The following is a 23,372-nucleotide window of genomic DNA, read 5'->3' on the forward strand; positions in this document are numbered from 1 at the left end:
ATGGATGCATGCAGCCCCCCTCACAGCAGACCACCGCGGACCCGAAGCGGCACGCGCCCGACACCTGGGTGGTTGTTCCGCTGTTCAATGAATCGACCGTCATCGGCGAGGTCGTCCGAGGGCTGCTCCGCTCGTTCGATCACGTGGTCTGCATCGATGACGGGAGCACCGACGGCAGCGCCGAAGTCGCGCTCAGGGCGGGCGCCCGTGTGCTTCACCACCCCATCAACCTCGGTCAGGGCGCGGCGCTGCAGACCGGGTTCTCCTACGTCGCAACGAAGCCCGAGGCACGATTCGTGGTGACCTTCGACGCCGATGGACAGCACCGCATCGAGGATGCACTGGGAATGCTCGACCTCGCCAAGTCCGAGGACGCCGCGATCGTGTTCGGCTCACGCTTCCTCGACACGCGGACGGATCCCGGTGTCCTCAAGCGCATCATCCTGAAGACCGCGGTCTCGGTCACGAACCTCACGACCGGCCTGCGCTTGACGGATGCACACAACGGCCTCCGCGTCATCCGCAGCGATGCCGTGGAACGCATCCACCTCGATCAGGATCGCATGGCGCACGCAACCGAGATCGTTCTCAAGCTCGGGCGTACCGGGCTCCCGTGGCGCGAATACCCCGTCGAATTGCTCTACACCGACTATTCGAAGGCGAAGGGCCAGTCCGTGCTGAACTCCGTGAACATCCTCGTCGATCTGCTGGTGCGATGACCATGATGTGGATCCAGATCCTTCTCGTCGTCGGCGTCATCCTCGCCGGCATCTTCCTCGCCCGCCCTGCTCGTGGCGACAGCCACCTGGCGTTACGCAGACTCTTCATGCTGCTGTTCGTGATCGTTGCGGTCGTGTCGATCATGGTCCCGCAGTGGCTCACCTGGCTCGCCAATCTCGTCGGAGTGGGCCGGGGCGCCGACCTGCTGCTCTACGCGCTCGTGCTCGCCTTCCTGGTGACTGTCGCGACGAGCTATCGCCACAACGTCGCGACGAACCGCAAGCTCACCCTTCTGGCCAGGGAGATCACGCTCGCCCGGGCCGCCGCCGAAGACGCGGGTCGAGGCGACGCCGCCTAGTCGCAGGCGTCCACGCGATAGAGCACGGCGTCTCCCTCACGGTCGACCTCGACGAATCCGTCCGCGCGATCGAGGCCGAGGAATCCCTCGTACCCGACCCAGCTCGGGAAGCGGAGTTCGTCGGCCGCGTCCTCGAAGAACGTGCCGAAATCGAGCATCCACTCGATGCCGAGTGCACGCACCGCATCGCACACCTCGGCGTCCTGCGCGGCCTCGTCGAGACGGCTGTTGACGATCGTGCGTGCGTCGAACGGGACGGAGTTGAAGTGCGGATTGAGCACCGGCTGTCCGACCAGCGCATAGGCGAAGTTCGTGCCGGTCCACGGGTTGCCCGCGATGAGCCCATCGCCACCGGTCGCCTGCGGGAGCCGTTCGATCAACGCGCGTTCATCGATCGAGAGGATCGGAGAGCGATCGGTCAGCGCGTAGGTCATCCGCGCCGTCTCGATCGCCGAGGTCATCGCCGGCGCCTGCATCCCCGAGTACGCTGCGAGCGCGACGACCGCGGTAACGGTCGCCGCGACTCGACGGCCGGGCCGGTGCCGGGCGAGGAGTCGCGAGAGCCAGGTCCAGACCGCGAGACCACCCAGTAGCGCCGCCGGGATGCTGAGGACGGCGTAGAAGCTCGCGAGCCTCGGGATGTCCTTGTAGAAGACGCCGAGGAGCACGTTCCGAAGGTCTGAGGCCGGCAGCACGACTGAAGCGAAGTACAGCAGTGCCCCGATGAACCACATCCCGGCGATCCACCGGCGACCCGGCCTGATCGCCGACACCACGACGCCGATCGCGACCAGGAGCGCGAGTCCGATCGCCGGAGGTCCGCCCTCGAAGGTGTACGTCAGGACCTCGAGCGCTCCCCGCCCGGGCGACGCCTCGGCATCCCACGGCGAGGTGTAGCCGATCGCGCCGAGCTGGCGCCAAGCGACGGCGAAGACGACCAGCACAGCGAGTGCGCCTGCGAGGATCGCCACCCGGTGCCACGTCTTCGACGTCGCCCGGAAGACCCCGATGAGGGCCGCAGCCACGACGGGCAGCGATGCGGCGACCAGGCCGAGCACGACCGACGGCTGCGAGAGCAGCATCGCTGCGCACACGGCGGCCAACAGCAGGACCCTGATCGGGGTCGGCGCGGTGAGGGCATCGCCCCGTCCGAGGACGGACACGACGAGCGCGAGCGCGAGGGGCAGGCAGGCCAAGGCGAGGAAGTACGGGAACAGGACCCCGAACGTGAGCGGGAGCAGCGGGAACCACGGGAGCGAGGCGCTCACGACGGCCGCGATCCAGATCGCGGTGACGCGGTGGGCTGAGATCACTCGTGCGAGCATCAGCACGCCGCTCGACCACACGATCGTCGAGACCGCGAGATCGACCGCGTTGGCGGCGGCGGGGATCGACCCGTTTCCGGGAGCCATGGCGACCAGCGAGGTCAGATCGTGCCATGCGGCAGGATAGATCGCTCCGGACCCGGTCACGCCCGCGATGGCGAAGGTCGACGCGTTCCCGGTGTCGAGCACGAATCGCACCGCGTTCAGGTGGAAGCCGCTGTCGAACGTCTGGGAGATCGCGTCAGGGGCGCCGAACGCGAACAGCAACGGTGCGCCGATCGCGAGGACCGCGAACCCGCAGGCGGCGAACACCGACCATCGCCAGGGTGGACGCACGTCGAGGCGAGCCCGCCACGGCCACCGCCCGCGGAGCACGAGCCGGATGATCGCGAGCACCGCGGCCGCCGTCGCAACCGCCGCGGCGACCGCCCACGGCGTCCACGCGATGCCGAGGTTGCCGTAGCCGATCGCCAGCGCGGCGAGGAACGCGATCGAGACGGGTCCGGAACCCGCATACAGCAGCAGTCCGCGCACGCCGAGGAGCCAGAGCGCGAGCGCACCGGGCACGACGAGCCAGGCGATCGCCGCGAGCAGGACCGGCGCGAACTCCAGCCAGGTCATGCCGTGTGCCGACGCAGGGACTCGGTACAGCGATCTTCAGCGACAGCGGGCTCGTGCGACACGGGCTCCAGTGTATCCGCAGGCATTCGACTCGATCGCCTCAACGAGAGAAGCGATGCGCCTCCCAGGCCGATGCGATGATGTCGCGGAGATCGTGCTGCGCCCGCCAGCCGAGCTCCTCGGTGATCCGCTCGACTCGAGCGACCACGGCAGCCGGGTCTCCGGCACGGCGCGAGGCGATCTCGGGCTCGAATGCGATGCCCGTGACCTCGGAGATCATGTCGAGCACTTCGATCACGGAGGTGCCGACGCCGGTGCCGACATTGAAGACCCGATGGCCTGTGCGTCCGACGAGATGGTCGAGCGCGGCGACATGGGCCTGCGCCAGATCGAGGACGTGCACGTAGTCGCGGATGGCGGAACCGTCGGGCGTGTCGTAGTCGTCGCCGTAAACGACCGGCGGGAGTCCGCGCCGGATGCGATCGAGCACGATGGTCACGAGGTTCAGGCTCTCGGGGTCGCCGAGATCCGGCCATCCGGCACCGGCGACGTTGAAGTACCGCAGGCTCGCCGCCGCGATGGGTTCCACGTTGGCGGTGTCGGCGAGCATCCACTCGCCGATGAGCTTGGTTCGCCCGTACGGGTTGACGGGTCGAGTCGGCGCATCCTCGGCGACCTGCCCCCCGTCGACGTCCCCGTATACGGCAGCCGACGACGAGAAGACCACTCGCCGCACCTCGGTGCCGTGGAGTGCCCCGAGCAGCGCCGTGAGGCCGCCCACGTTCTGCTGGTAGTACCAACCGGGTCGTGCGACGGATTCATCCACGCGCTTCCGTGCGGCGAAGTGGATGATCGCGTCCACGCCCTCGTCGCGGATGATCGATCCGAGCTCCTGATCCGCACCGGGCGCGAGCAGATCGAGTTCATGGAACGCGAGCGCGGCCCTCTCCCCCGATCGCGGCGAGCGCTCGTCGACGATCACGACGCGCTCGCCTCGATCCTGCAGCAGGCGCGCCACGTGCGAACCGATGTACCCCGCACCGCCGGTCACGAGCGTCGTCATCTGGTACCTGCTTCCCGGCGACGAGCGGTCGAAGCAACGGTCGCTTCGATCCGGATCGGGCCGGACTCGATCCTAGGCGACATGCACGACGCTCCCGGTTGGGATCAGGATATGAGGTCCAGTCCGGACCAGCCCCAGCCGATCTGTCGGACGGAGCCCCAACCACCTGCCCCATTGCCCTGGAAGAGCCAGAGCGTGCCGTCGGTCGATCGGGCGAGCACGTCGGACTTCAGGTCGCCATCGAAGTCGCCGGGGCTGAAGACGTGGTTCATACCGGTCCATCCCTGACCGATCTGCACGCCGTCCATGACTCCGCCACCGCCGTTGCCCGGATACAGGAAGATCCTGCCATGCACGTCGATCGCGATCACGTCGCTCCGGCCGTCGCCGTTGAAATCGCCCGGGCTGAACACCGACTTCATGCCCTGCCATCCGTTCCCGATCTGGATCGGATCATGGAACTGGCCCGCGCCGTTGCCCGCGTAGAGCCAGAGGGCGCCATTGCCGTCCCGGGCGACGACGTCCGATGCCCTGTCGCCATTCATATCGCCGGGACTCAACAATGCAGTGAATGCAGACCAACCGTTGCCTGCGAGGATGGGGCTGGCGAAGCCGCCCCGCCCATCGCTCGGATACCTCCAGAGGTTGCCGGCTGTGTCGCGAACGAAGACATCGCGGCGCCCATCGCGGTCGAAATCACCCGCGCCGAAGATCGCCGTCGGGGTAACGGCGCCGAACGAGAGCTGCGCCGACGACAGCCAACCACCGGCGCCGTTCGATGCGTAGAGCGTCGCCAGACCGCCCTTGGTCGCAGCGATCACATCGGATGACCCGTCGCCATTGAGGTCGCCGAGCCCCGCGCGGATGGGGACGACTCCCCGTGCCGGCTGCCCCGGGCCCACCAGCAGGCGGACCCCGCCCCATGCGGTGCCGACCTGCCTCGGAGCGCCGAAGATCCCGGGTCCGACCATCGGATAGAGCCAGAGGTTGGCAGTCGAGTTGATCACCAGGAGATCCGGACGTCCGTTGCCGTCGAAGTCCCCCGGGGACTGGATGGTCGACATTCCCTGCCAGCCGTTGCCGATTCGCATCGGTGCTCCCCAGCTCGCACGACCGTTGCCCGGGTACAGCATCAGATCGCCGTTCGGTGCTCGGGCGATCACGTCCTCGTTGCCGTCGCCGTTGAAGTCCTCACCACCGAGGAGAGCAGTGAACCCGGTCCAGCCGTTGCCGATCTGCTTGGGCGGCGCGAACTGCGCGCTGCCGTTGTTGGCGTAGAGCTGCAGATTGCCGGCGGCATCGCGGACTATGAAGTCCTGCGTGCCGTCCGTGTTGAAATCGCCGGCGCTGAGGAGCGCCGTGGCACCGCTGAACCCGTCGCCGACCTTCATCGTTCCGATGAACCTGCCGAGCCCGTCGGTGCGGTAGATCCAGAGCGAATCGGCGGCGAGCGCGAGCACATCCCGGTTGCCATCGCCGTCGAGGTCGCCGGCACCGACGACGAAGCGCATCCCGTTCCATCCGACGCCAGTCTGATAAGGGGTGGTCCAACCACCGCGACCATCGCCGGGGTAGACGGTCAGCGCACCGTTCGAGCCGACCGTGTAGACGACCGGCGTGGTGTTGACCGGCCGCTCGGGCGACGGCGATCGGGTCGATCCGAACCAGTCCGTGAACATGCGCCAGAAGTTCCGGTTGCCATAACTCGAGCAGCCGTCGCCCGTGCCGTAGAGATTCGCAAGTGCCGCGGCATTCGGTCGGTAGGGCGTGTAGACGTAGAGTCCAGCGGTCGCCTGATTGGCGATGTACACCTGCGACGACCCGCACGCGGCGTTCGGATGCCACAGGATCGTGTTGTAGCGTCCGGCCTGGTAGCCGCGAATCGACGGGTTGGCGCGGTACTTCTTGAACTGCCACGCGGCGTGGTACAGCTGGTTGAAGAAGCCGTAGTAGTTCGCGTCGCAATCGGCGGTGTCGGGGCACCCGTAGCCGGTGGCCGACCGGTACTGCCGAGTGGTCGGCCAGTCGTCGCTGACCAGTCCCTGCTCCTTCTCGAGCAGCACGATGAGCGCCTGCGGGTTGATGCCGCATGCTGCCGCGACCTTGGCGATGATCTGCGCCGCGGATTCGCTGGCCTGCCCCGTGTACGGCGCGCATCCCTCGGACCTGGCGGGCTGGCTGGTGGTGGCCTGCCGGTAGTCCTTCAGGCAGACGTACCCGGCTCGGCACGAGGGCACGCGAGCGTTCAGGAAACCCTGCACGTCAGAGGCCGACATCGTCCCGCTGTTGTAGAAGACCTCGTCGGAGATGATCATTCCGGGATCGAAGTCGGCTCCGTTCGCCGCCGCGGCCGAGCCCGTCGGCGACACGCTGGCGGCCGAACCGACCTGTACCGCCGACACGACGAGCACCGCTGCCAGCGCCGCACCGATCCACTTCCCACTGAGCTTCACGAAACACATCCCCCGAACACCGCGGCACGAGGCGCCGCAGCGCTCTCATGCTATTGGCAGGCCGCGGAGTGGTCGTGTTGTGCGCACGGAGTGGCGGCGGCGATCATGAAAGGATCCATCGTCGCGCGCCTCAGCGTCGATCGGTGGCTGCGCCCCCGGCGATGAAGCGTCGATAGGCGATTCGACGAATCGGCTCGGGAACGAATCGATAGAGTCCGCGAACACCCACGTTTCGCAGGAATTCGGTTCGCGTCGTGAAGCGGATGCCGCGCATGGCGCGCTGCAGCGCGAGTTCGCTGCGCCACTGCTCGCTGCCCCCGCGGCGGGCATACGCACCGGCACCGACGCGGTACATCACGAGCGGTTCGGCGAGGTTGCCGACGGAGGCGCCCGCGGCGATCATGCGCGCGAACAGCCAGTAGTCCTCCATGAGTCCGAGCGGCTGGTAGCCACCCGCCCGATCGACAGCCGACCGACGGTAGACGACGGTGGGGTGGCTGAACGGATCGTGGAACCTGGCATACCGCGCAATCTCCACGGGATCGGTCCGCGGCACACGTCGACCGACGATCGAGCCCACATCGTCGAGGAACTCGAGCATGCCGGTGCCGACGAGCTCGAGGCCGTCTTCGATGAGCGGGAGCTGCTTCGCGAAGCGCTCGGGCAAGGAGATGTCGTCGGCGTCCATGCGCGCGACGATGTCGTGCGAGCCATGCTCGAGCCCCTCGGTGAGTGCGCGGGCGAGACCGACGTTCTCGGGAATCCTGTGGTGCACGACGGGCACCGGTGACGACTCGATGGCTGCACCGATCGCCGCGTCGAGTGCCTCGCCGACGGGCCCGTCCTGAACGAGCACGACTTCGTCGGGCCGCCGCGCCTGCGCCGTCACACTCGACGTGAACGCCTTCGTGAAGTGCGCCGCGTCATCGCCGCGGTAGACGGGCATGAGCAGTGTGAACGGTTCGCTCATCGGCCCTCCACCCGCGCGATCGCCTCACTCGCCTCGCCGAGCCCCGCGAGCGACATCGAATTCGGTCGGGGTCGAGTCCTGGTTCCGTCGCGGTAGCCACGACGCCAGCCGTCGCGAAGCACGGCACGATCCGAGGAACGCACGAACGTCTTGATCCAGCGCCGCACACTGGAAGCCCCGTACACCGCCTTCTCGAGCGGCGAAAGGCTCTGCGATCGGCGGAACATCCAGAGCTTGTTCCGCACTTCGTAGTAGAAGCGCGGCCCCGGGTCGGCGTCGGTCGCGCCGAGCACCTTCGTCTTGTGCACGACCACCGACGCCGGTACGTGGAGCCCGCGCCGTCCGCGAAGAACCCGCGTCGAGTACTCGAAGTCGTCGTTCCAGATGAAGTAGTCGGAGATCGGCAGCCCCACGTCGCGCACGACGTCGGCACGAACGAGCATGGAGACGAACGATGTGCTGCGGATGGCGATTCCGCCACGACGTGCAGCGGCGACGCGTTCGGCCTTCGAGACGAACGGCTTGGTGCGAGGGGTGTTCATGGGATGCTCGGTGCCGTCGGTCCAGACCACTCGCGAGCCGGCGGCGACGAGTTCGGTTCCGTCGACGGCGCGCAACAACTCCGCGAGCGCGTCAGGGGTGGGCACAGTGTCGTCGTCCATGAGCCAGAGCCAGTCGGGCGCATGCCGATCGACGGCCACGGCCATGCCGGCGGCGAAGCCCCCGGCGCCGCCCGTATTGCGCGAGAGGGAGACGAGGTCGACCAGCTCGCCTGCGGCCCGCGCGACGCCAGCCGAATCGTCGGTCGACGCGTTGTCGACGACCACGATGCGCTCGAGGGCATGTCGTTGCCCGGCGAGTGCATCGAGCACCTCGGCGAGCAGGTCACGACGGTTGTAGGCGACGACGACGGCGACCACGCGCGGACGGACGGTTGGCGAACTCATAGACCCTCTGGGTTCGATGACGGGGAACACTCCATCATGCCCTGTCGCGGCCGTGCTTCCCTGCACCGACCGTGATCTCGCGGCAGATACGCGGCCCATCGAACGATAGATTGGTCGAGGTGCCGAGCACCTGCCGCACGAAGGAGCCCAATGCCCACGACCCTCCGGATGATCGTCGATCAGGTCATCGCGCCGGTGCCCGGCCCGGTCGGCGTGTACACCGAGGCACTCACCAGGGCGCTCCTCGAGAGTGTGCCGCGCGGTTGCGAGGTCGAAGGCATCGTCTCCTCCTCGGCGCCCGCCGACTACGACCGGCTGGAGTCGATGTTCCCCGGCCTCTCGACCCTCTACAAGACCACCCTCGCCCGGCGCGAACTCGCGGCGGCATGGCAGCTCGGCCTCACCACCTCGCCCGGCGGGGGCATGATCCACGCACCCGGGCTCTTCGCTCCCCTGCGCCGCCATGACCGTACCCAGAGCGGCGACCAGGTCGTCGTCACGGTGCACGATCTGCTCGCCTGGACCCATCCCGAGACGCTGACCACGGCATCGGTCGCCTGGCACAAGGGCATGCTGAAGCGAGCCCGCAAGCACGCCGACGCGGTCGTGGTGCCCACCCACGCGCTCGCGGAGCGCCTCGCCAACGTCATCGATTTCGGTGACCGCGTGCGGGTCGTCGGCACGGCGCCGCGACCCGGCCTCACCGTTCCGGCCGATGGCGCCGAGGCGGCCGCGCGAGCTGCCCGACTGGCGCTTCCGCCCGCGTACCTGGCCGCCACGGGCACACTCGAGCCGCGCAAGGGAATCGTCGACCTGCTCGAAGCGCTCGGCCGCCCCGGAGTGCCCGACATCGACCTCGTCGTCGTCGGACCGGCGACTTGGGGTGAGCTGCATCTCGCGACCGTCGCCGAAGAGTCAGGGGTCGACCCTCGCCGTGTGCACGCCATCGAGGTCGACGACCCCGCCGACCTCGCCGTCGTGCTCGCGGGCGCAACGGCCTTCGTCGCCCCGAGCCACGAAGAGGGGTCGGGCACCTCGCTCATCGAGGCGTTCAGCCTCGGCCTGCCCGTCATCCACTCCGATACCGCCGCGTATGTCGAAGTCGCCGCAGAGGGCGGCTTGACCGTGCCGATCGGCATCGGCGGCGGCTACGTCGAACGACTCGCGGCAGCCATCAGCACGGTCGTCGAGCAGCCGAGCGTCGCCGAGCGGCTCTCGGTGACCGCGAGCGATCGGGCGCACGCGTTCAGCTGGCGCGACTCCGCCGAACGCATCTGGCAGCTGCACGCCGACCTCTGATTCGACTTCGGGTGAACGGATGCCGCGGCATCCGTTCACCATCGGCTCACTCCTCGGCCGGCTCCTCGGTGGCCGGGGCGATCGCCGGCGCGATGAGCGAGCGGATGTACTCGTAATCGGGCTCGGTCGGGTCGACGCCGTTCTCGGGAACGAGCTCGACGGTCGTGACCGGCAGTTCCTTGGTCTTCATCGAGAGGTTCACGAAGTAACCGAGCATCGACTGCGGGATGTCGGTCTTGACGGTGTCGGCGCCGGCGGCGGCGACCTCCTGGAACTTCGAGAGCACATTCGTCGGCGTGAACTGGTGCAGCACGGCCTCCTGCAGCACGCGCTGACGGGCCATCCGCTCGTAGTCGCCGCCGGCGGTGCCGTAGCGTGCGCGGCCGTACCAGAGCGCGTGGTAGCCGTCGAGGTGCTGCTGCCCCGGCTCGATCCACCCGTCGACGCCCTCGTTGTTCTCGTCGCCGCCGATCGGGATGCGGACGTCGACGTTGATGTCGACGCCGCCGAGCGCATCGATGAGCTGTTGGAAGCCCTGCATGTCGATGAGCGCGTAGTACTGGATCTCGAGGCCGGTGATGCCCTCCGCGGCGTCCCTGACGCCCTCGATGCCGGGCTCACTGCCCTCGGCGACGGCGTTCGGGTACATCTCGGGGCTCTTCAGCTCCACCTCGGTGTAGATCGAGTTGAGCTGGCAGACGTCGACCTCGCAGCCGTCGATCGCACCGTAGCCCTCGGGGTAGACGGCCGCGAGCGGCGAGTCATCGGGGAACGGCACGTACTCGAGGTCGCGCGGGAGCCCGATCGTGACGGCCTGGCCGGTCTCGGCATCGATCGAGACGACGGTCATGCTGTCGGGCCGCATGCCCTCGCGATCGGGGCCGGAGTCGCCGCCGAGCAGCAGGATGTTGTACCGGCCGTCGACGGGCGGCTCGCTCGGGCCGGTCGGGAACACCGAGGCGAGGAATCCGCTGGTGGTGGTGGCGAAGTACGCGCCGTAGGCAGCGGTGCCCGAGACGCCCGCCATGAGCAGCACCGACACCGCGGCCACCCACGCGCGCGCCGACGGCGCCGTCTTCACGAGGCGCACGAGGCGCAGTGTGTCGAAGGTCAGGATGACCCAGAGCACGGCGTAGAAGGCGAGCACCGCGGCGACCACCCACAGCGTGATCGAGGTCGAGAAGACCGTGTAGAGGGTCGCGGGCCAGAGCAGCCAGACGACGAAGGCGATGATCGCGAGGCTCCAGAGCGTCAGTGTCGCCCCGAGCCCGAATCGGCCCAGCTTACGACTGCCCGCGAGCACTTGCGGTGCACCCGGGATCAGGAAGTTGAGCACGACGAGCCACCACGCGCGGCGAGTCATGACCGTGCGCGAGGCGACGTCCGGATAGCGGATCGGGCTGGCGGCGAGCGTCATCGGTTCTGTTTGAGCCGTTCGTTCTTCTCTTCGACGAGGTCGGCGAGGGCCGTGGCGTAGTCGGCGAGGGCAGACGTGAGGGAGTCGTCGGCGGTTGCGAGGATCTTGACGGCGATCAGGCCGGCGTTCTTCGCGCCGCCGATCGACACCGTCGCGACCGGCACGCCCGCCGGCATCTGCACGATGGAGAGCAGCGAGTCGAGGCCGTCGAGGCGTGACAGGGGCACCGGCACGCCGACGACGGGCAGCGTGGTGACCGAGGCGAGCATGCCGGGCAGGTGCGCCGCCCCGCCGGCTCCGGCGATGATGACCTTCAGGCCGCGCGCCGCAGCCTGCTTGCCGTAGGCGATCATCTTCTCGGGCGTGCGGTGCGCCGACACGACCTCGACCTCGTGGGCGATGCCGAATTCGTCGAGCAGAGCGGATGCCTCGCGCATCACGTTCCAGTCGGAGTCGGATCCCATCACGACGCCGACGAGCGGGGCGGTGTTCGTCTCAGTCACTCGAACGAGTGTAGGGCCGGGTGCTGGGAGATCTCCGCAGGGCGCGCGGCACCCGCTGAGAGCCCGTGCCGGAGTCAGTCCTGGAAGACCGCGGCCGCGGCCCGCGCCTCGTAGACGACGTCATCGAGGTCGTCGCCGATCGCCGTGACATGCCCGACCTTGCGTCCAGGCCGCGGGGCCTTGCCGTAGTTGTGGATCTTCACGGTCGGATGCCCCGCGAGCGCCTCGGCGTAACGATCGGCGAGCGAACCCTCGACGGGGCCGCCCAGCACGTTGACCATGACCGACCAGTCGTCGTGGGTGCCGGTGCCGCCGAGCGGCAGGTCGAGCACGGCGCGCAGGTGCTGCTCGAACTGGCCGGTCGTCGAGCCGTCCATCGACCAGTGCCCGCTGTTGTGCGGCCGCATCGCCAGCTCGTTCACCAGGATGCGGTCGTCGCTCGTCTCGAAGAGCTCGACCGCGAGCACGCCGGTGACCCCGATGCCCTCGGCGATCGTGATGGCGACGTCGGCCGCGACATCCGCGAGCCTGCCTGCCGATCGGGGCGCCGGCGCGATGACCTCGCTGCACACGCCGCCCACTTGCACGGTCTCGACGACCGGCCACGCCGCGATCTCGCCGGAGGGCCGGCGCGCGACGAGCTGGGCGAGCTCGCGACGGAAGTCGACGAGCTCCTCGACGAGCAGGGCGCCTCCGCGGCCGTCTTCGGCGATGGTGCCGAACCACTCGGCGACCTCGGCCGCGCCGCGCACGACGCGAACGCCCTTGCCGTCGTAGCCGCCGCGCGGGGTCTTGACCACCGCGACACCGCCGTGGTCGGCGATGAACTCGTCGAGCTCGGCGAGCGTCTCGACACGGGCCCAGTCGGGCACCGGAAGGCCGAGCTCCGAGAGGCGCTCGCGCATGAGCAGCTTGTCTTGAGCGAAGCGGAGCGCATCAGGGCCGGGGTGCACCGGCACTCCCGCGTCGACGAGCGCGTGCAGCACGTCTTGCGGCACGTGCTCGTGGTCGAACGTCACGACGTCGACCTCGCGGGCGAACTCGAGCACCGTCGCGATGTCGGTGTAGTCGCCGACGCGATCGGCGGCGAGCGCCGCCGACATACCGGGAGCCTCGGCGAGCACTCGGAGATCGACTCCGAGCTCGATCGCCGCGGGGATCATCATCCGGGCCAGCTGGCCACCACCGATCACTCCGACCCGCACGCCATGCACTCCGTTCACCGCCGTCTTCGGCGCCTGCATCCGGCGCCCAGTTCAGTCTAGGCCGCAGCCGAGCGCATAGGATGTGCCGGTGTCCTCCCGCCTCGCGAGCGCCATCGCACGCCTCTGGAACGGCCTGCTCGCCTACGCGGTGAAGTTCGGCGTCGTCGGCCTGATCGGCCTCGTGATCGACGTCACGCTCTTCAACCTGCTGCGCCTCGGCGTCTTCGGCGACGACCACTGGGCGCAATCGGCGATCGGCGCGAAGACGATCTCGACGAGCGTCGCGATCATCTTCAACTGGCTCGGCAACCGGTACTGGACCTTCCGGAAGCACCGGCGTCGCAACTACCTGCGGGAGTTCGCCGAGTACGTGATCGTCTCGCTCGGCGGCATGGCGATCGCACTCGGATGCCTCTGGGTGAGCCATCACGCACTCGGCTACACGAGTCTCGTGGCCGACAACATCGCGACGAACGTGGTCGGCCTCGCCCTCGGCACGGCGTTCCGCTTCGTGCTCTACCGGTACTGGGTCTACGGACACCACCGCGCCGACGGGCTGTCGAACCTGGCGCGCGCCGAAGAGGCGCAGCGCACGATCTTCGAGGAACCCGACGGCTCAGCCAACTGAGCCCGGGGCGGGTTCCATCACATCGCCGCTGTGCGAATCACTCGCTGTTGCGAATCACTCGCCCTCGGTCGTCGGCTGGAACCACGGCGGGTAGACCGCGACGCGGGCGCGAACGCCGGCTGCGGCGAGCGCGGCACGCACGCGATCGCGCACGGGATCGTTCGCCACTGCGATGAGCGCGACGCTGTCGAGCGGCAGGCACTCGCGCACGAGGAGCTCGGCCCCGTCGAGGCCGGCGCCCTCTTCGTCACGGTGCAGGCGCTGCAGCAGCCGCTGCACGTCGTTCCACTCGGACGCGACGGCGGAGCCGCCGGCCGCGGCATCCGATTCGTTCACGACGATCGTGCCCGGCACCTCGGCGTTGCCGGCCTGGGCGCTCGCGAGCGAGCTGACGAAGATGACGAAGTCGGCGGGGGCGCGCTTGACCGCGTCCTCGTGCAGACGGGGGTCGGGCGTCGCCGTGCGCACCGAGTTCCACACGTGGGCGTCGGTGGTGAGCAGGAACGGCACGTAGTCGGCGACCACGGCGTCGGTGTCGGCGACCGCGGCACTGCGCCGGTACTCACGGGCGTGGGGAGCGGCGAGATCGACGATCGGCACGGCGCCCGCGGCATCCGCGAGCAGTGCGCCGGCGTCGAGGATCGGCGGCAGGTTGTCGATGTGCGTCACGTGGTAGATGCGCAGCGCCTTCAGGTCGAGGCGGGGCGCATCCGAGGCGATCGCGGGCCGCGAGGCGCCGGGAACGCGGGCCGGCGGGCGGCCGTTGCGGGTCGTCGAGGTGCGGGCCGAACGGGCGATCGGCGCCGGCGCCGGCTTCGGCTCGGGCTCGGGTGGCGGGAAGCAGATGGCGCAGAGGCCGTCATCGAAACCGTGTTTGCATTCGTCGGCCAAGAGGAACCCTTCATCGTGCGGCTCGCGCTCAGGGGCGCACGAGACCACCTGTCAACGTTACGTCCTTTGGAGGCGTCCTGCTGCACGTCACGGGACGCAGGGCACGAATCGGGCGAATTCAGCGCCCGCCCCACGCGACGGTGTCCCCGTCGATCGTCGACTGCTCGGCGCGCCGACGCTCGGCGACCCGGGAGTGCTCCTCGCCCATCAGCTCCTGCAGGGCGCCCTGCACGAGTTCGGGTTTCGGCACGTCCTTCAGCACGAACGGCTGCTCGTGACCGGTGTTGATGCGCACGTCACCCGAGCCGAACGCGCTCTGCGCCCACGTGCGACGCACCGTGACGTCGTAGCCGCGGCTGTGCAGCAGTTCCTGGCGCACGCGCACGAAGATGCCGCTGCGCACGATGACGCGCCGCGTGGTGATGGTCGTGCGGCGTGTCAGCCAGCCGAGGAACGGCAGGAAGCACCCGAGCAGCACGAGCAGCACGGCGCCGCCGACGATCGCGAGCTGCAGCCAGAGTTCGGTGGCGACGCCGAGCCCGTAGGCGGTCGCGCCGGCCACCGCGACGAGCAGCACGACCGGAAGGGTCAGCACTCGGGCGTTCCGTCGCACCCGCGCGACGACGCGCTCAGGCGGTTGCGCCGGTGGCACGACCGTGTCGGGTGTCGCGGCAGGCCTCATAGGCCATTAATACCGCAGGTGGGTCACGTCGCCCGCGGCGACAGACCATGGCTCGCCGTTCTCACGGTCGATCACGACCAACCGTCCGTCGGCATCGAGCCGCTGCGCGTGCCCGAGCATCTCGCGATCGCCGGGCAATTCGACGCGCACGTCGCTGCCGAGCGTGCCGCACAGCGCGGTGACACGTTCGGCGATGCCGCTCGTCGCTGCGTCGGCACCCGAGCGGGCGAAGCCGTCGAACAGCTCGAGGAAGGTGCCGAGGTAGTCGGCGAGCACGGCGTCGGCATCGGGCTGCTCGCCGGTCGCGAGCAGCAGCGACGTCGAGGTCAACGTCGGCAGGTCGTGCTCGTCGAGCGTGAGATTGAGGCCGGCGCCGACGATCACGGCCCCCGAATCGGGCAGCAGCTCCGAGAGGATGCCGCAGATCTTGAACCCCGAGACCAGCACGTCGTTCGGCCACTTGAGCAGCACCTCGACGCCGCCGTCGAGCTCGGGCGACGCGGAAGCGTCGCGAGGGCGGTCGACGCTGGCGGATGCCGCGCGCTGACGTCGACGTGGCGGCAGCATCGGCTCGCGGTCGTCGACGGGCTCACCGCGCTCGGGAACGGCACGACGCACCGCCTCGGTCATCGCAGCACCGGCGATGAGCGGGATCCATCCGTACGCGTCGACGGGGAACGGCACGCCGGCGGCGAGCTCAGGTCGCAGCAGCACCGAGATGGCGAGCGTCTTGCCGGTCGGGGCGAGCCAGGTGCGCCCCAGGCGACCGCGACCACGGGTCTGGTTGTCGGTCACGACCACGGCGCCGTGCGCCCATGACGCGGCGTCGGGCCCGCTCGCGGCGGCCCGGAGCTCGTCGTTCGTCGAGCCCGCCTCGGCGAGGAACTCGAACCTCGGCACGGCCGCTCGCGATCGCTCCCAATCCATGCCAACACCCTACCCAGCCTGATTCGGGCTCGATCGCATGGCGATAGCCACCAGCACCGACCGGGTATTTGTAGGAATCCGTCAAGGAAGTCGGCCACTTGCTCGCCGGTAGAGTGAACGACGTGACCGAAGCGACTGACGGCCCCGACCTCTCCACCACCGCGGGCAAGCTCGCCGACCTCAAACTGCGCTACCACGAAGCGGTGACGGCCTCGGGTGAGGCGGCGATCGAGAAGCAGCACGCCAAAGGCAAGATGACCGCCCGCGAGCGCATCGCCGAACTGCTCGACCCCGGCTCGTTCGTCGAGCTCGACGAGTTCGTGCGACACCGCACGCACGCCTTCGGCATGGAGGCCAAGCGCCCCTACGGCGACGCCGTCGTGACGGGCACGGGCACCATCCACGGCCGCCAGGTCGCGGTCTACTCGCAGGACTTCACGATCTTCGGCGGGTCCCTCGGCGAAGTGGCCGGCGAGAAGATCATCAAGGTCATGGAGCTCGCGCTGAAGACGGGCGTGCCGATCATCGGCATCCTCGACTCCGGCGGCGCCCGCATCCAGGAGGGAGTCGTCGCCCTCGGCAAGTACGGCGAGATCTTCCGCCGCAACACCCAGGCCTCGGGCGTGATCCCGCAGATCTCGATCGTCTGCGGCCCCGCAGCAGGCGGCGCGGTGTACTCCCCCGCGCTCACCGACTTCGTGATCATGGTCGACAAGACCAGCCAGATGTTCGTCACCGGCCCCGACGTGATCAAGACCGTGACCGGCGAAGACGTCGGCATGGAGGAGCTCGGCGGCGCCCTCACGCACAACTCGGTCTCCGGCGTCGCCCACTACCTCGCGAGCGACGAGTCCGATGCGCTCGACTACGCCCGCACGCTCATCTCCTTCCTGCCCGACAACAACATGACGGATGCCCCGGTGTACGACACCGAGGCCGAGCTCGAGATCACCGACGACGACCGCCGGCTGAACACCGTCATCCCCGATTCGCCGAACCAGCCCTACGACATGCATTCGATCATCGAGGGCATCGTCGACCACGCCGACTTCCTCGAGGTGCAGCCGCTGTTCGCGCCGAACATCATCGTCGGCTTCGCACGGGTCGAGGGGCGATCGGTCGGCATCATCGCCAACCAGCCGAGCCAGATGGCCGGCACGCTGAACATCGCGGCCGGCGAGAAGGCCTCGCGCTTCGTGCGGTTCTGCGACGCGTTCTCGATCCCGATCCTCACCCTCGTCGACGTGCCCGGCTACCTGCCCGGCACCGAGCAGGAGTGGACCGGCGTCATCCGCCGCGGCGCGAAGCTGCTGTACGCCTACGCAGAGGCCACGGTGCCCCTCGTCACCATCATCACCCGGAAGGCCTACGGCGGCGCCTACATCGTCATGGGCTCCAAGCAGCTCGGCGCCGACATCAACCTCGCCTGGCCGACGGCCGAGATCGCCGTCATGGGCGGGCAGGGCGCGGTGAACATCCTCTACCGGGCCGAGATCAAGGCCGCCGAGCTCGCCGGCGAAGACGTCGCGGCCGTGCGCACGCAGCTCGCGAACGAGTACACGTACAACGTGGCCTCCCCGTTCCTCGCCGCTGAGCGCGGAGAGCTCGACGGTGTGATCGAGCCCGCGGCGACCCGTGTTTCGGTCGTGAAGGCGCTGCGGGCCCTTCGCACGAAGCGCGCGAGCCTGCCGGCGAAGAAGCACGGGAACATCCCGCTGTAGGGAGCGACATGAGCCACGACATCGACGACCGCGCGACCGCGCTGCGTTTCGCGACCCGTGCAGTCACCGCCGACGACGCCGCGGCCGTTACGGCGGTGCTGCTCGCCGCGCTCGACGAGGAGGCCGACGCTGCGGCATCCGTCGTCGAACCGGGCCGCAGCGCCTGGGTGCGCAGTGGTGGGGCGATGCGTCGCCCGCTCGACGTCGGCCCCGGCCGGTGGGCGCGCGCCGACGGCTGAGCCCGCTGTACCCCGATTGCGACCCGCGCGGAGGCCCGCCCGAAGGCTGCCTTTCGTGATCAGGCGGCGCCGTCGAAAAAGGGGGACAACCGTGTCCCCCGAAATGACGACTTTGCGTTCCGTGGCAGGTGCAGCAATATTGTCAATGCAGGCTCCACAGGAGTCGCCATCATCATCGGTCGGGTAACCGATGAGAGTTGGGGGCGAGTCAGGGCGATATTCGGGTTGTCGCCGTGGCTCGGGCTTGATGGGGGGTCGATCTCAGATCGGCCCCCCACATTCATGTCCGGAGTGATTTCGCCCCGATGAACACCATCGGGCCGACGACGGATGCCTCAGGGTTGACGAGGGATCTCGAGCCAGAGCTCGACCTCGGCCTCATCCGAATCGGATGCGTCGCGTTCCGACTCCCGCAGCCCGACCACGGTGACCGCGACGGGTGATCCCTCAGCCGCGGTGCGCGCGATGATGCGATCGGCCGTCGAGCCGGCAACGGCTTCGGCGAGACGTGAGAGCACGCGATCGCGCACCGCCTCGTCGAGATCGTCGATGCCGCCCTCATCGAGCAGGGTGACCGTGATGCCGCGCGCGCGGGCTCGTTGCACCTCGACCCGAACCGCGTCGGTCAGGAGCATCCGGCCACGGATCTCATCTCGGATCGCCGCCTCGAGCACTCGGCACTCGGCACGTTGCGCGTCGGTGAGTGCGCCATTGCGGTCGGCGATGCGCCGCAGCATCGGTGCGGCGAGCCTGTTGGTGTGCGCCAGTCGCATGCGACCCTCGAAGAGGTGCGCGTCCTGCGCCGCCTGCCAGGCCGCCGCCTCGCGCTCCGCCTGTGCGTAGCGCCGGGTCTCCCGAGCCGCGTTCGTGAGTGCGCTCGTGAGCATGTGCGCGATCGCGACCCACACGATGCTGCCGATGACGCCGAGCCCGCCGAGCGAGAGCGGGCCCGCCCACACCACGCTCTGCACCGCGAGCACGATGACGCCGAGCCAGGCGGCGGTGAGCTGGCGCCGCGCGGCAGTGATGGTCATGAGCGTGCCCACTGCGGCCACGTACCAGGTCGCGTAGCCGTTCTCGACGGCTGGATCGAGCTGGCTCGTCACGAGGAGCGGCAGCACGATCGAGACCGCGAGGGCGAAGGCGGCGAGCCAGTCGGGCATCCGCACCCGCTTGGCGGGCCAGAGGCAGAGGGTCGTCGCGACGGAATACAGCAGCAGTGCCGCCACCGTCGGCCAGGGCGACGCCGGAACGTCGATCGAGTAGATGCCGAGCACGACGTGGTACACCGAGAACAGGGCGCCGAGCACGAGCAGGAGCCAGCGGGGGACGGCGATCATGCGGCACCTCCGGCGCCGAGGGGCCACGCGAGCGTGACGGTCGTGCCGTGCCCGACCCTGGTCGCGATGTCGGCGGCACCCCCGGCATTGGCCATGCGCTCCTCGATCGAGATGCGGAGGCCGAGCCTGCCCTCCGGCACCTGGTCGACGTCGAAGCCGCGGCCGTTGTCGGCGATCTCGATGACGCAGCCACCGGCTCGCACGCCACGGATGCGGAGCTCGCGCCTCGTCGAGAGACCGGGTTCGTCGGCATGCTGCAGGCTGTTGACCATCGCCTGCACGGCAGCGGTGTAGAGCGCCTCCATCGCCTCGACCGGCAACTCGACGCCACCGGCGTTGACCACGCGCACCGTGAACGGCGTGTTGAAGGTGGTGAGCGCCGCGCGCAGACGACGCACCAGGACCGGCAGGCCCACGCGGTCGAGCGATCGCGGGCCCGTCGCCCCGACCTCGTCGAGCCGGTGCACGGCGTCGCTCGCCATGCGAGCCGCGAGCTGCTCCTGCTCGGGGGTCGTCGCCGCGGCGGCCGAGAGCAGGGTCGTGAGCACGCTGTCGTGCACGAGCGCGTCGATCTTCACCCGTTCGATCTCGTTGGCATGCTGGCGCGCCGCGACGTCGTATCGCTGCAGCGCCGCTTCCTGTGCCGAGTCCACCGACTCGGCGGCCTGCCGGAGCATCGTGATGATCGCGAGCACGACGACGCCGAGCACGACGGCGTACAGCGCGTTGAGCACCGCGAGCAACGGTCCGGCGTCGCCACCCGAGGGCAGCAGCCGGATCACGCCGTACATGGCCGGGATGACCACGGTGTACGCAGCCGCCCAGACCGGAATGAGGCTGATGACCGCCGCGGTGGTCGCGACCGTGCAGAGATAGTAGAGCCACGGTGCACTGCCGTCGAGGGCGGCCGGATCGGCCACGAGGAACGGCCACGCCACGAGCGCGATCGCGTACAGCGCGGCGAAGCCGAGGCACGCGGCCCGCACCGCCACCTTCGTGACGGTGGCAACGGCGAGCGCGACGATCGCCCCGTAGAGCACCGCCATGAGGGCCGCCCCGGCACCCGGCACGAGCGCGGCCGTCTGTTCGAGCGCCACCGGCACGGTCTGCGCGCCGAATACGAGGCCGAAGAGGCCCAGCGCCCGGCCCGCCACGGTCTCGACCTGTGCGCGGGTCACCGTGGCCCGGCGACGCGCGAGGCGCGTCACCCGCCAATCAACGGCGGGCATCTCCACCATCGTCGAGCCCCGGCAGGATCCCGTCTTCGACGGCGCGGCGCAGGAGGTCGACCTTGGTCGGCGCCGGGCGGCCCACCTCGATGTACTTGGCCCGGATGCGGTCGAGGTACTCGCGTGCGGTGGAGTGCGCGATGCCGAGTTGCGCGGCAACGAGCTTGAGCGGCAGGCCCGACGCGTAGAGGTGCAGCACATCGTGCTCGCGGCGCCCCAGCTGCGCCTTCGCGAAATCGCGGTCGGCCTCGATGGCGCTGGCCCACTCGACGTTGGTGAGCGCATCGCCGCGGGCGACGATGTCGATCGCCCCGATCACGGCCGACATGGGCGAGGCCTTCGGAATCACGCCGGCTGCACCGGCGGCGAGCGACTCGCGCACGGCCGCCACCCGGTCGGCGATGCTGTGCACGAGCACGGCGCTGCCGGTCGCGAGCACGGCGCGCACGTTGTCGGTCACCGACGAGCCGTCGCCGAGCGAGAGGTCGAGCACCACGACGTCGCACGAGCGCCCTGCAAGCCCGCTGAGCAGCTCTGGCACGCTGGCGGCGTCGACGACGACCTCGTAGCCGGCCTCACGGCACGCGGCGCGCAGGCCGAGACGCACAGCCTCATGGTCGTCGACGATCGCGACGGTCGCCGCGGCGTGCCTCGCTGCGGCAGGTGCTGCGGTCACTTGTCCCCCAATTCCACGTTCACACGATAGCGCGGAGCCGGGCCACTGCCTCGACGTGATGCGTGTTCGGGAACAGGTCGTACGCCCGGAGCTCATCGAGCTCGTAGCCGCGCTCGCGAAACAGGCCGACATCGCGGGCGAAGGCGACGGGATCGCAGGCGACGTAGACGAGCTGGCGCGGGCGAAGCTCGGCGAGCCGTTCGACCACCTCGCGGCCGGCTCCGGCTCGAGGTGGATCGAGCACGAACGTGGCGTCGCGCAGGCGCGCCCGCTCGGCCGCTCCTGCCGCCGCGCCGGCGACGAGCTCGTCGAGGTAGCGGTCGACACGGGCCGTCACGGCCCGGGCACCGAGCCAGTCGGAGAGGTTCGCGCCGGCGTGATCGGTCGCCCGCCCATCGGACTCGACGCTCGTGATGCGCACGGTGTCGCCGAAGCGGTCGCCCACGGCCGCGGCGAGCAGGCCGACACCGCCGTAGAGATCGTGGTTGGCGGCGCGCGGGTCGAAGAGTTCGCCGTCGATGAGCTCCTGCACGGCACGCGTCAGCGTCGCAGCAGCACCCCGATGCACCTGCCAGAAACCGTCGCGATCGAGCCGGAACGTGCGCTCACCGACGCGTTCCTCGATGGTCGGGCGCACGCCACGCGACATCCGCTCGCCCTCGACCATGACGATCGCGGGGTCGCCCGCGCTCGGCGCGACGAGGTCGATCGCGCTCGCGCCCGGGAAACGGTCGCCGAGTGGCGCGAGCGCCCCGAGCTCTGGCACGGCGAGCGGCAGGGCGGCGACCGGCACGATCGAGTGGGTCCTGGCGGCGTACGGCCCGACACCGCCATCGGCGCCGACGTGCAGGCGCACGCGCGTGCGCCAGCCGGTGCCCTCCTCGATCGAAGCCCCGGGCGCGAGGTCGGCATCGACCGGCTCGACGACCACGTCGGACTCGACGCCCGCCATGCGGGCGAGCGCCTCGCGGAGCACCTCGCCCTTCAGCGCGCGCTGGCGCGGCATGACGATGTGCCCGAACTCGGCACCACCGGGCCGCAGCTCGGGTGCACGGTCCACAGAGGCTTCGGCCCACACGTGTTCGCGCCGATCGGGCGAAGCGTCGAGCACCTGCACGGTCTCGGCGCGCCAGAACCGGTCGCGACCCTGATCGCTGACCCTGGCCGCCACCCGCTCGCCGGGAATCGCGTCGGCGACGAAGACCACGCGCCCCTCGTGGTGCGCCACGAAGACGCCACCGTGCGCGACTCGTTCGATCTCGAGCTCGATCACCGGGCCGTCGGTCGCTGGTGGTTTCGGCGCCGGGCGCGGTGAGCGCGTTTGCGTGCGATCGCCGGGACGACGAGGGCGTCGGTTCTGTGCCATGCAACGAGCATTCCACAGCGACGGGCCGCCGGGGCAGGATGGACCCATGCGCCTCTACCTCGCCTCGACCTCGCCCGCCCGGCTGCAGACGCTTCGCGCAGCCGGCATCGAACCGATCGCGGCTCCGCCCGGTGTCGACGAAGAAGCGCTCGTCGCCGCGCACGAGGCCGAATGGGGGCCGCTCGCCGCGCGTGAGATGGTGCAGTTGCTCGCTCAGGCGAAGGCCGAAGCCCTGATCGGCAGGACTCCTGCTGGCGAGCCGATCGACGGGCTCATCCTCGGTGGCGACTCGGCATTCCTGACCGGTGGCGCGATCCACGGCAAACCACACGAGCCGGAGGTGGCGCGGCAGCGCTGGCTCGCACAGAACGGCGGCCACGGCGAGCTGTGGTCGGGGCACTGGCTGATCGACCATCGCGGCGGCAGGGTGCACGGCGCGGTCGGGCGGGCGGATGTCGCTACGGTGCGCTTCGCGGCGCTCGACGAGGCCGAGATCGACGCCTACGTCGCCACGGGCGAACCGCTGCTCGTCGCCGGCGCGTTCACGATCGACAGCCTCGGCGGGCCGTTCATCCGCAGAGTCGAGGGCGATCCGTCGACCGTCGTCGGCCTCTCCCTGTCGACCCTGCGCGACCTGGTGCGAGAGCTCGGCATCGCATGGCCGTCGCTCTGGAACCGGAGCCGTTCCGCGGGGTGAGGGCGCGGGGCGATTGTCGACGCCCGCAAGAGACATCCACTCTTTTTGTCGACCGCGTCCAAAGGGGTCACCGGCGCGCCCAATAGGCTTGGGCA

General features: G+C 69.5%; 22 protein-coding genes. 7 read left to right on the top strand and 15 right to left on the bottom strand.

What is annotated here, in order from left to right:
- The first annotated feature begins 8 nt into the window (after positions 1–8).
- Both H521_RS0113905 and H521_RS23440 read left to right on the top strand, forming a co-directional pair.
- Complete coding sequence (locus H521_RS0113905; protein WP_022893640.1) at positions 9–719, top strand: glycosyltransferase family 2 protein; 711 nt, start codon at positions 9–11, stop codon at positions 717–719.
- The gene (locus H521_RS23440; protein WP_022893641.1) at positions 716–1,078 is read left to right on the top strand and encodes a DUF2304 domain-containing protein; all 363 of its coding nucleotides are present in this window, start codon (positions 716–718) and stop codon (positions 1,076–1,078) included. The genes H521_RS0113905 and H521_RS23440 overlap by 4 nt, the downstream gene beginning before the upstream one ends.
- Here the strand turns inward: H521_RS23440 and H521_RS0113915 are convergent.
- The 5 genes from H521_RS0113915 to H521_RS0113935 all read right to left on the bottom strand — a co-directional run bounded on the left by H521_RS0113915 (position 1,075) and on the right by H521_RS0113935 (position 8,457).
- Complete coding sequence (locus H521_RS0113915) at positions 1,075–3,024, bottom strand: DUF6541 family protein (RefSeq protein ID WP_022893642.1); 1,950 nt, start codon at positions 3,022–3,024, stop codon at positions 1,075–1,077. The two genes, H521_RS23440 and H521_RS0113915, sit on opposite strands and share 4 nt — an antisense overlap.
- A 100-nt stretch (positions 3,025–3,124) precedes the next feature.
- Complete coding sequence (gene galE, locus H521_RS0113920) at positions 3,125–4,087, bottom strand: UDP-glucose 4-epimerase GalE (RefSeq protein WP_022893643.1); 963 nt, start codon at positions 4,085–4,087, stop codon at positions 3,125–3,127.
- Between the two features lie 104 nt (positions 4,088–4,191).
- On the bottom strand, positions 4,192–6,540 hold the full coding sequence (locus H521_RS25100; protein ID WP_156891457.1) for an FG-GAP repeat domain-containing protein: 2,349 nt from the start codon (positions 6,538–6,540) through the stop codon (positions 4,192–4,194).
- Positions 6,541–6,670: 130 nt separating this feature from the next.
- Positions 6,671–7,510 carry a glycosyltransferase gene (locus tag H521_RS23455; RefSeq protein ID WP_040424711.1) on the bottom strand — a complete coding sequence of 280 codons (840 nt, stop codon included), beginning with the start codon at positions 7,508–7,510 and terminating at the stop codon, positions 6,671–6,673.
- The gene (locus H521_RS0113935) at positions 7,507–8,457 is read right to left on the bottom strand and encodes a glycosyltransferase (RefSeq protein ID WP_026482289.1); all 951 of its coding nucleotides are present in this window, start codon (positions 8,455–8,457) and stop codon (positions 7,507–7,509) included. Before H521_RS0113935 ends, H521_RS23455 begins: the two co-directional genes overlap by 4 nt.
- Positions 8,458–8,607: 150 nt before the next feature.
- Between H521_RS0113935 and H521_RS0113940 the strand changes: the two genes are divergently transcribed.
- Entirely contained in the window at positions 8,608–9,756 is a 1,149-nt protein-coding gene (locus H521_RS0113940; protein WP_026482290.1) for a glycosyltransferase family 4 protein, read from the top strand.
- Positions 9,757–9,802: 46 nt separating this feature from the next.
- On the opposite strand, the gene H521_RS0113945 is transcribed toward H521_RS0113940, so the two are convergent.
- The 3 genes from H521_RS0113945 to H521_RS0113955 all read right to left on the bottom strand — a co-directional run bounded on the left by H521_RS0113945 (position 9,803) and on the right by H521_RS0113955 (position 12,920).
- Entirely contained in the window at positions 9,803–11,173 is a 1,371-nt protein-coding gene (locus tag H521_RS0113945; protein WP_022893646.1) for an LCP family protein, read from the bottom strand.
- Positions 11,170–11,637 carry a 5-(carboxyamino)imidazole ribonucleotide mutase gene (gene purE, locus H521_RS0113950; protein WP_051159313.1) on the bottom strand — a complete coding sequence of 156 codons (468 nt, stop codon included), beginning with the start codon at positions 11,635–11,637 and terminating at the stop codon, positions 11,170–11,172. The genes H521_RS0113945 and purE overlap by 4 nt, the downstream gene beginning before the upstream one ends.
- Positions 11,638–11,750: 113 nt before the next feature.
- Positions 11,751–12,920: a 5-(carboxyamino)imidazole ribonucleotide synthase gene (locus H521_RS0113955; RefSeq protein WP_022893648.1), complete on the bottom strand. Its 1,170-nt coding sequence runs from the start codon at positions 12,918–12,920 to the stop codon at positions 11,751–11,753.
- Positions 12,921–12,969: 49 nt separating this feature from the next.
- Here H521_RS0113955 and H521_RS23460 point away from each other — a divergent pair, with 49 nt between their 5' ends.
- Positions 12,970–13,509 (top strand): GtrA family protein, encoded by a 540-nt coding sequence (locus H521_RS23460; protein WP_022893649.1) that lies wholly within the window; start codon positions 12,970–12,972, stop codon positions 13,507–13,509.
- Between the two features lie 54 nt (positions 13,510–13,563).
- Here the strand turns inward: H521_RS23460 and H521_RS0113965 are convergent, their stop codons facing one another.
- From H521_RS0113965 to H521_RS0113975, 3 genes are all read right to left on the bottom strand, one after another.
- Positions 13,564–14,400, bottom strand: a complete 837-nt coding sequence (locus H521_RS0113965) for a DarT ssDNA thymidine ADP-ribosyltransferase family protein (protein ID WP_022893650.1) — start codon at positions 14,398–14,400, stop codon at positions 13,564–13,566.
- A 118-nt stretch (positions 14,401–14,518) separates the two neighbouring features.
- Positions 14,519–15,082 carry a PH domain-containing protein gene (locus H521_RS0113970; protein ID WP_022893651.1) on the bottom strand — a complete coding sequence of 188 codons (564 nt, stop codon included), beginning with the start codon at positions 15,080–15,082 and terminating at the stop codon, positions 14,519–14,521.
- Positions 15,083–15,088: 6 nt separating this feature from the next.
- Complete coding sequence (locus H521_RS0113975) at positions 15,089–16,009, bottom strand: biotin--[acetyl-CoA-carboxylase] ligase (protein WP_022893652.1); 921 nt, start codon at positions 16,007–16,009, stop codon at positions 15,089–15,091.
- A gap of 113 nt (positions 16,010–16,122) precedes the next feature.
- On the opposite strand from H521_RS0113975, the gene H521_RS0113980 reads away from it, so the two are divergent.
- Positions 16,123–17,730: an acyl-CoA carboxylase subunit beta gene (locus H521_RS0113980; protein ID WP_022893653.1), complete on the top strand. Its 1,608-nt coding sequence runs from the start codon at positions 16,123–16,125 to the stop codon at positions 17,728–17,730.
- A gap of 8 nt (positions 17,731–17,738) precedes the next feature.
- A complete protein-coding gene (locus H521_RS0113985; RefSeq protein WP_022893654.1) occupies positions 17,739–17,969 on the top strand; it encodes an acyl-CoA carboxylase epsilon subunit in 231 nt (76 codons plus the stop codon).
- A gap of 335 nt (positions 17,970–18,304) precedes the next feature.
- On the opposite strand, the gene H521_RS0113990 is transcribed toward H521_RS0113985, so the two are convergent.
- The 4 genes from H521_RS0113990 to H521_RS0114005 are packed head-to-tail and all read right to left on the bottom strand — an operon-like array spanning position 18,305 to position 22,487.
- Positions 18,305–19,309, bottom strand: a complete 1,005-nt coding sequence (locus tag H521_RS0113990; protein WP_022893655.1) for a hypothetical protein — start codon at positions 19,307–19,309, stop codon at positions 18,305–18,307.
- A complete protein-coding gene (locus tag H521_RS23465; protein WP_156891461.1) occupies positions 19,306–20,538 on the bottom strand; it encodes an ATP-binding protein in 1,233 nt (410 codons plus the stop codon). Before H521_RS23465 ends, H521_RS0113990 begins: the two co-directional genes overlap by 4 nt.
- On the bottom strand, positions 20,525–21,214 hold the full coding sequence (locus H521_RS0114000) for a response regulator (protein ID WP_022893657.1): 690 nt from the start codon (positions 21,212–21,214) through the stop codon (positions 20,525–20,527). The genes H521_RS23465 and H521_RS0114000 overlap by 14 nt, the downstream gene beginning before the upstream one ends.
- A gap of 19 nt (positions 21,215–21,233) precedes the next feature.
- Complete coding sequence (locus H521_RS0114005) at positions 21,234–22,487, bottom strand: class I SAM-dependent RNA methyltransferase (RefSeq protein ID WP_022893658.1); 1,254 nt, start codon at positions 22,485–22,487, stop codon at positions 21,234–21,236.
- Between the two features lie 139 nt (positions 22,488–22,626).
- Here H521_RS0114005 and H521_RS0114010 point away from each other — a divergent pair, with 139 nt between their 5' ends.
- Complete coding sequence (locus H521_RS0114010) at positions 22,627–23,277, top strand: Maf family protein (protein WP_022893659.1); 651 nt, start codon at positions 22,627–22,629, stop codon at positions 23,275–23,277.
- The last annotated feature ends 95 nt before the right edge of the window (positions 23,278–23,372 follow it).

Origin of the sequence: Agromyces subbeticus DSM 16689 (assembly GCF_000421565.1) — a bacterium.
In the GTDB taxonomy this organism is placed as follows: domain Bacteria; phylum Actinomycetota; class Actinomycetes; order Actinomycetales; family Microbacteriaceae; genus Agromyces; species Agromyces subbeticus.

Excerpts from the sequence above, each read along its gene's own strand:
- H521_RS0113905 (WP_022893640.1), top strand. The coding sequence starts at position 9 with ATGCAGCCCCCCTCACAGCAGACCACCGCGGACCCGAAGCGGCACGCG.
- H521_RS23440 (WP_022893641.1), top strand. The coding sequence starts at position 716 with ATGACCATGATGTGGATCCAGATCCTTCTCGTCGTCGGCGTCATCCTC.
- H521_RS0113915 (WP_022893642.1), bottom strand. The coding sequence starts at position 3,024 with ATGACCTGGCTGGAGTTCGCGCCGGTCCTGCTCGCGGCGATCGCCTGG.
- galE (WP_022893643.1), bottom strand. The coding sequence starts at position 4,087 with ATGACGACGCTCGTGACCGGCGGTGCGGGGTACATCGGTTCGCACGTG.
- H521_RS23455 (WP_040424711.1), bottom strand. The coding sequence starts at position 7,510 with ATGAGCGAACCGTTCACACTGCTCATGCCCGTCTACCGCGGCGATGAC.
- H521_RS0113935 (WP_026482289.1), bottom strand. The coding sequence starts at position 8,457 with ATGAGTTCGCCAACCGTCCGTCCGCGCGTGGTCGCCGTCGTCGTCGCC.
- H521_RS0113940 (WP_026482290.1), top strand. The coding sequence starts at position 8,608 with ATGCCCACGACCCTCCGGATGATCGTCGATCAGGTCATCGCGCCGGTG.
- H521_RS0113945 (WP_022893646.1), bottom strand. The coding sequence starts at position 11,173 with ATGACGCTCGCCGCCAGCCCGATCCGCTATCCGGACGTCGCCTCGCGC.
- purE (WP_051159313.1), bottom strand. The coding sequence starts at position 11,637 with ATGGGATCCGACTCCGACTGGAACGTGATGCGCGAGGCATCCGCTCTG.
- H521_RS0113955 (WP_022893648.1), bottom strand. The coding sequence starts at position 12,920 with ATGCAGGCGCCGAAGACGGCGGTGAACGGAGTGCATGGCGTGCGGGTC.
- H521_RS0113970 (WP_022893651.1), bottom strand. The coding sequence starts at position 15,082 with ATGAGGCCTGCCGCGACACCCGACACGGTCGTGCCACCGGCGCAACCG.
- H521_RS0113975 (WP_022893652.1), bottom strand. The coding sequence starts at position 16,009 with ATGGATTGGGAGCGATCGCGAGCGGCCGTGCCGAGGTTCGAGTTCCTC.
- H521_RS0113985 (WP_022893654.1), top strand. The coding sequence starts at position 17,739 with ATGAGCCACGACATCGACGACCGCGCGACCGCGCTGCGTTTCGCGACC.
- H521_RS0113990 (WP_022893655.1), bottom strand. The coding sequence starts at position 19,309 with ATGATCGCCGTCCCCCGCTGGCTCCTGCTCGTGCTCGGCGCCCTGTTC.
- H521_RS23465 (WP_156891461.1), bottom strand. The coding sequence starts at position 20,538 with ATGCCCGCCGTTGATTGGCGGGTGACGCGCCTCGCGCGTCGCCGGGCC.
- H521_RS0114010 (WP_022893659.1), top strand. The coding sequence starts at position 22,627 with ATGCGCCTCTACCTCGCCTCGACCTCGCCCGCCCGGCTGCAGACGCTT.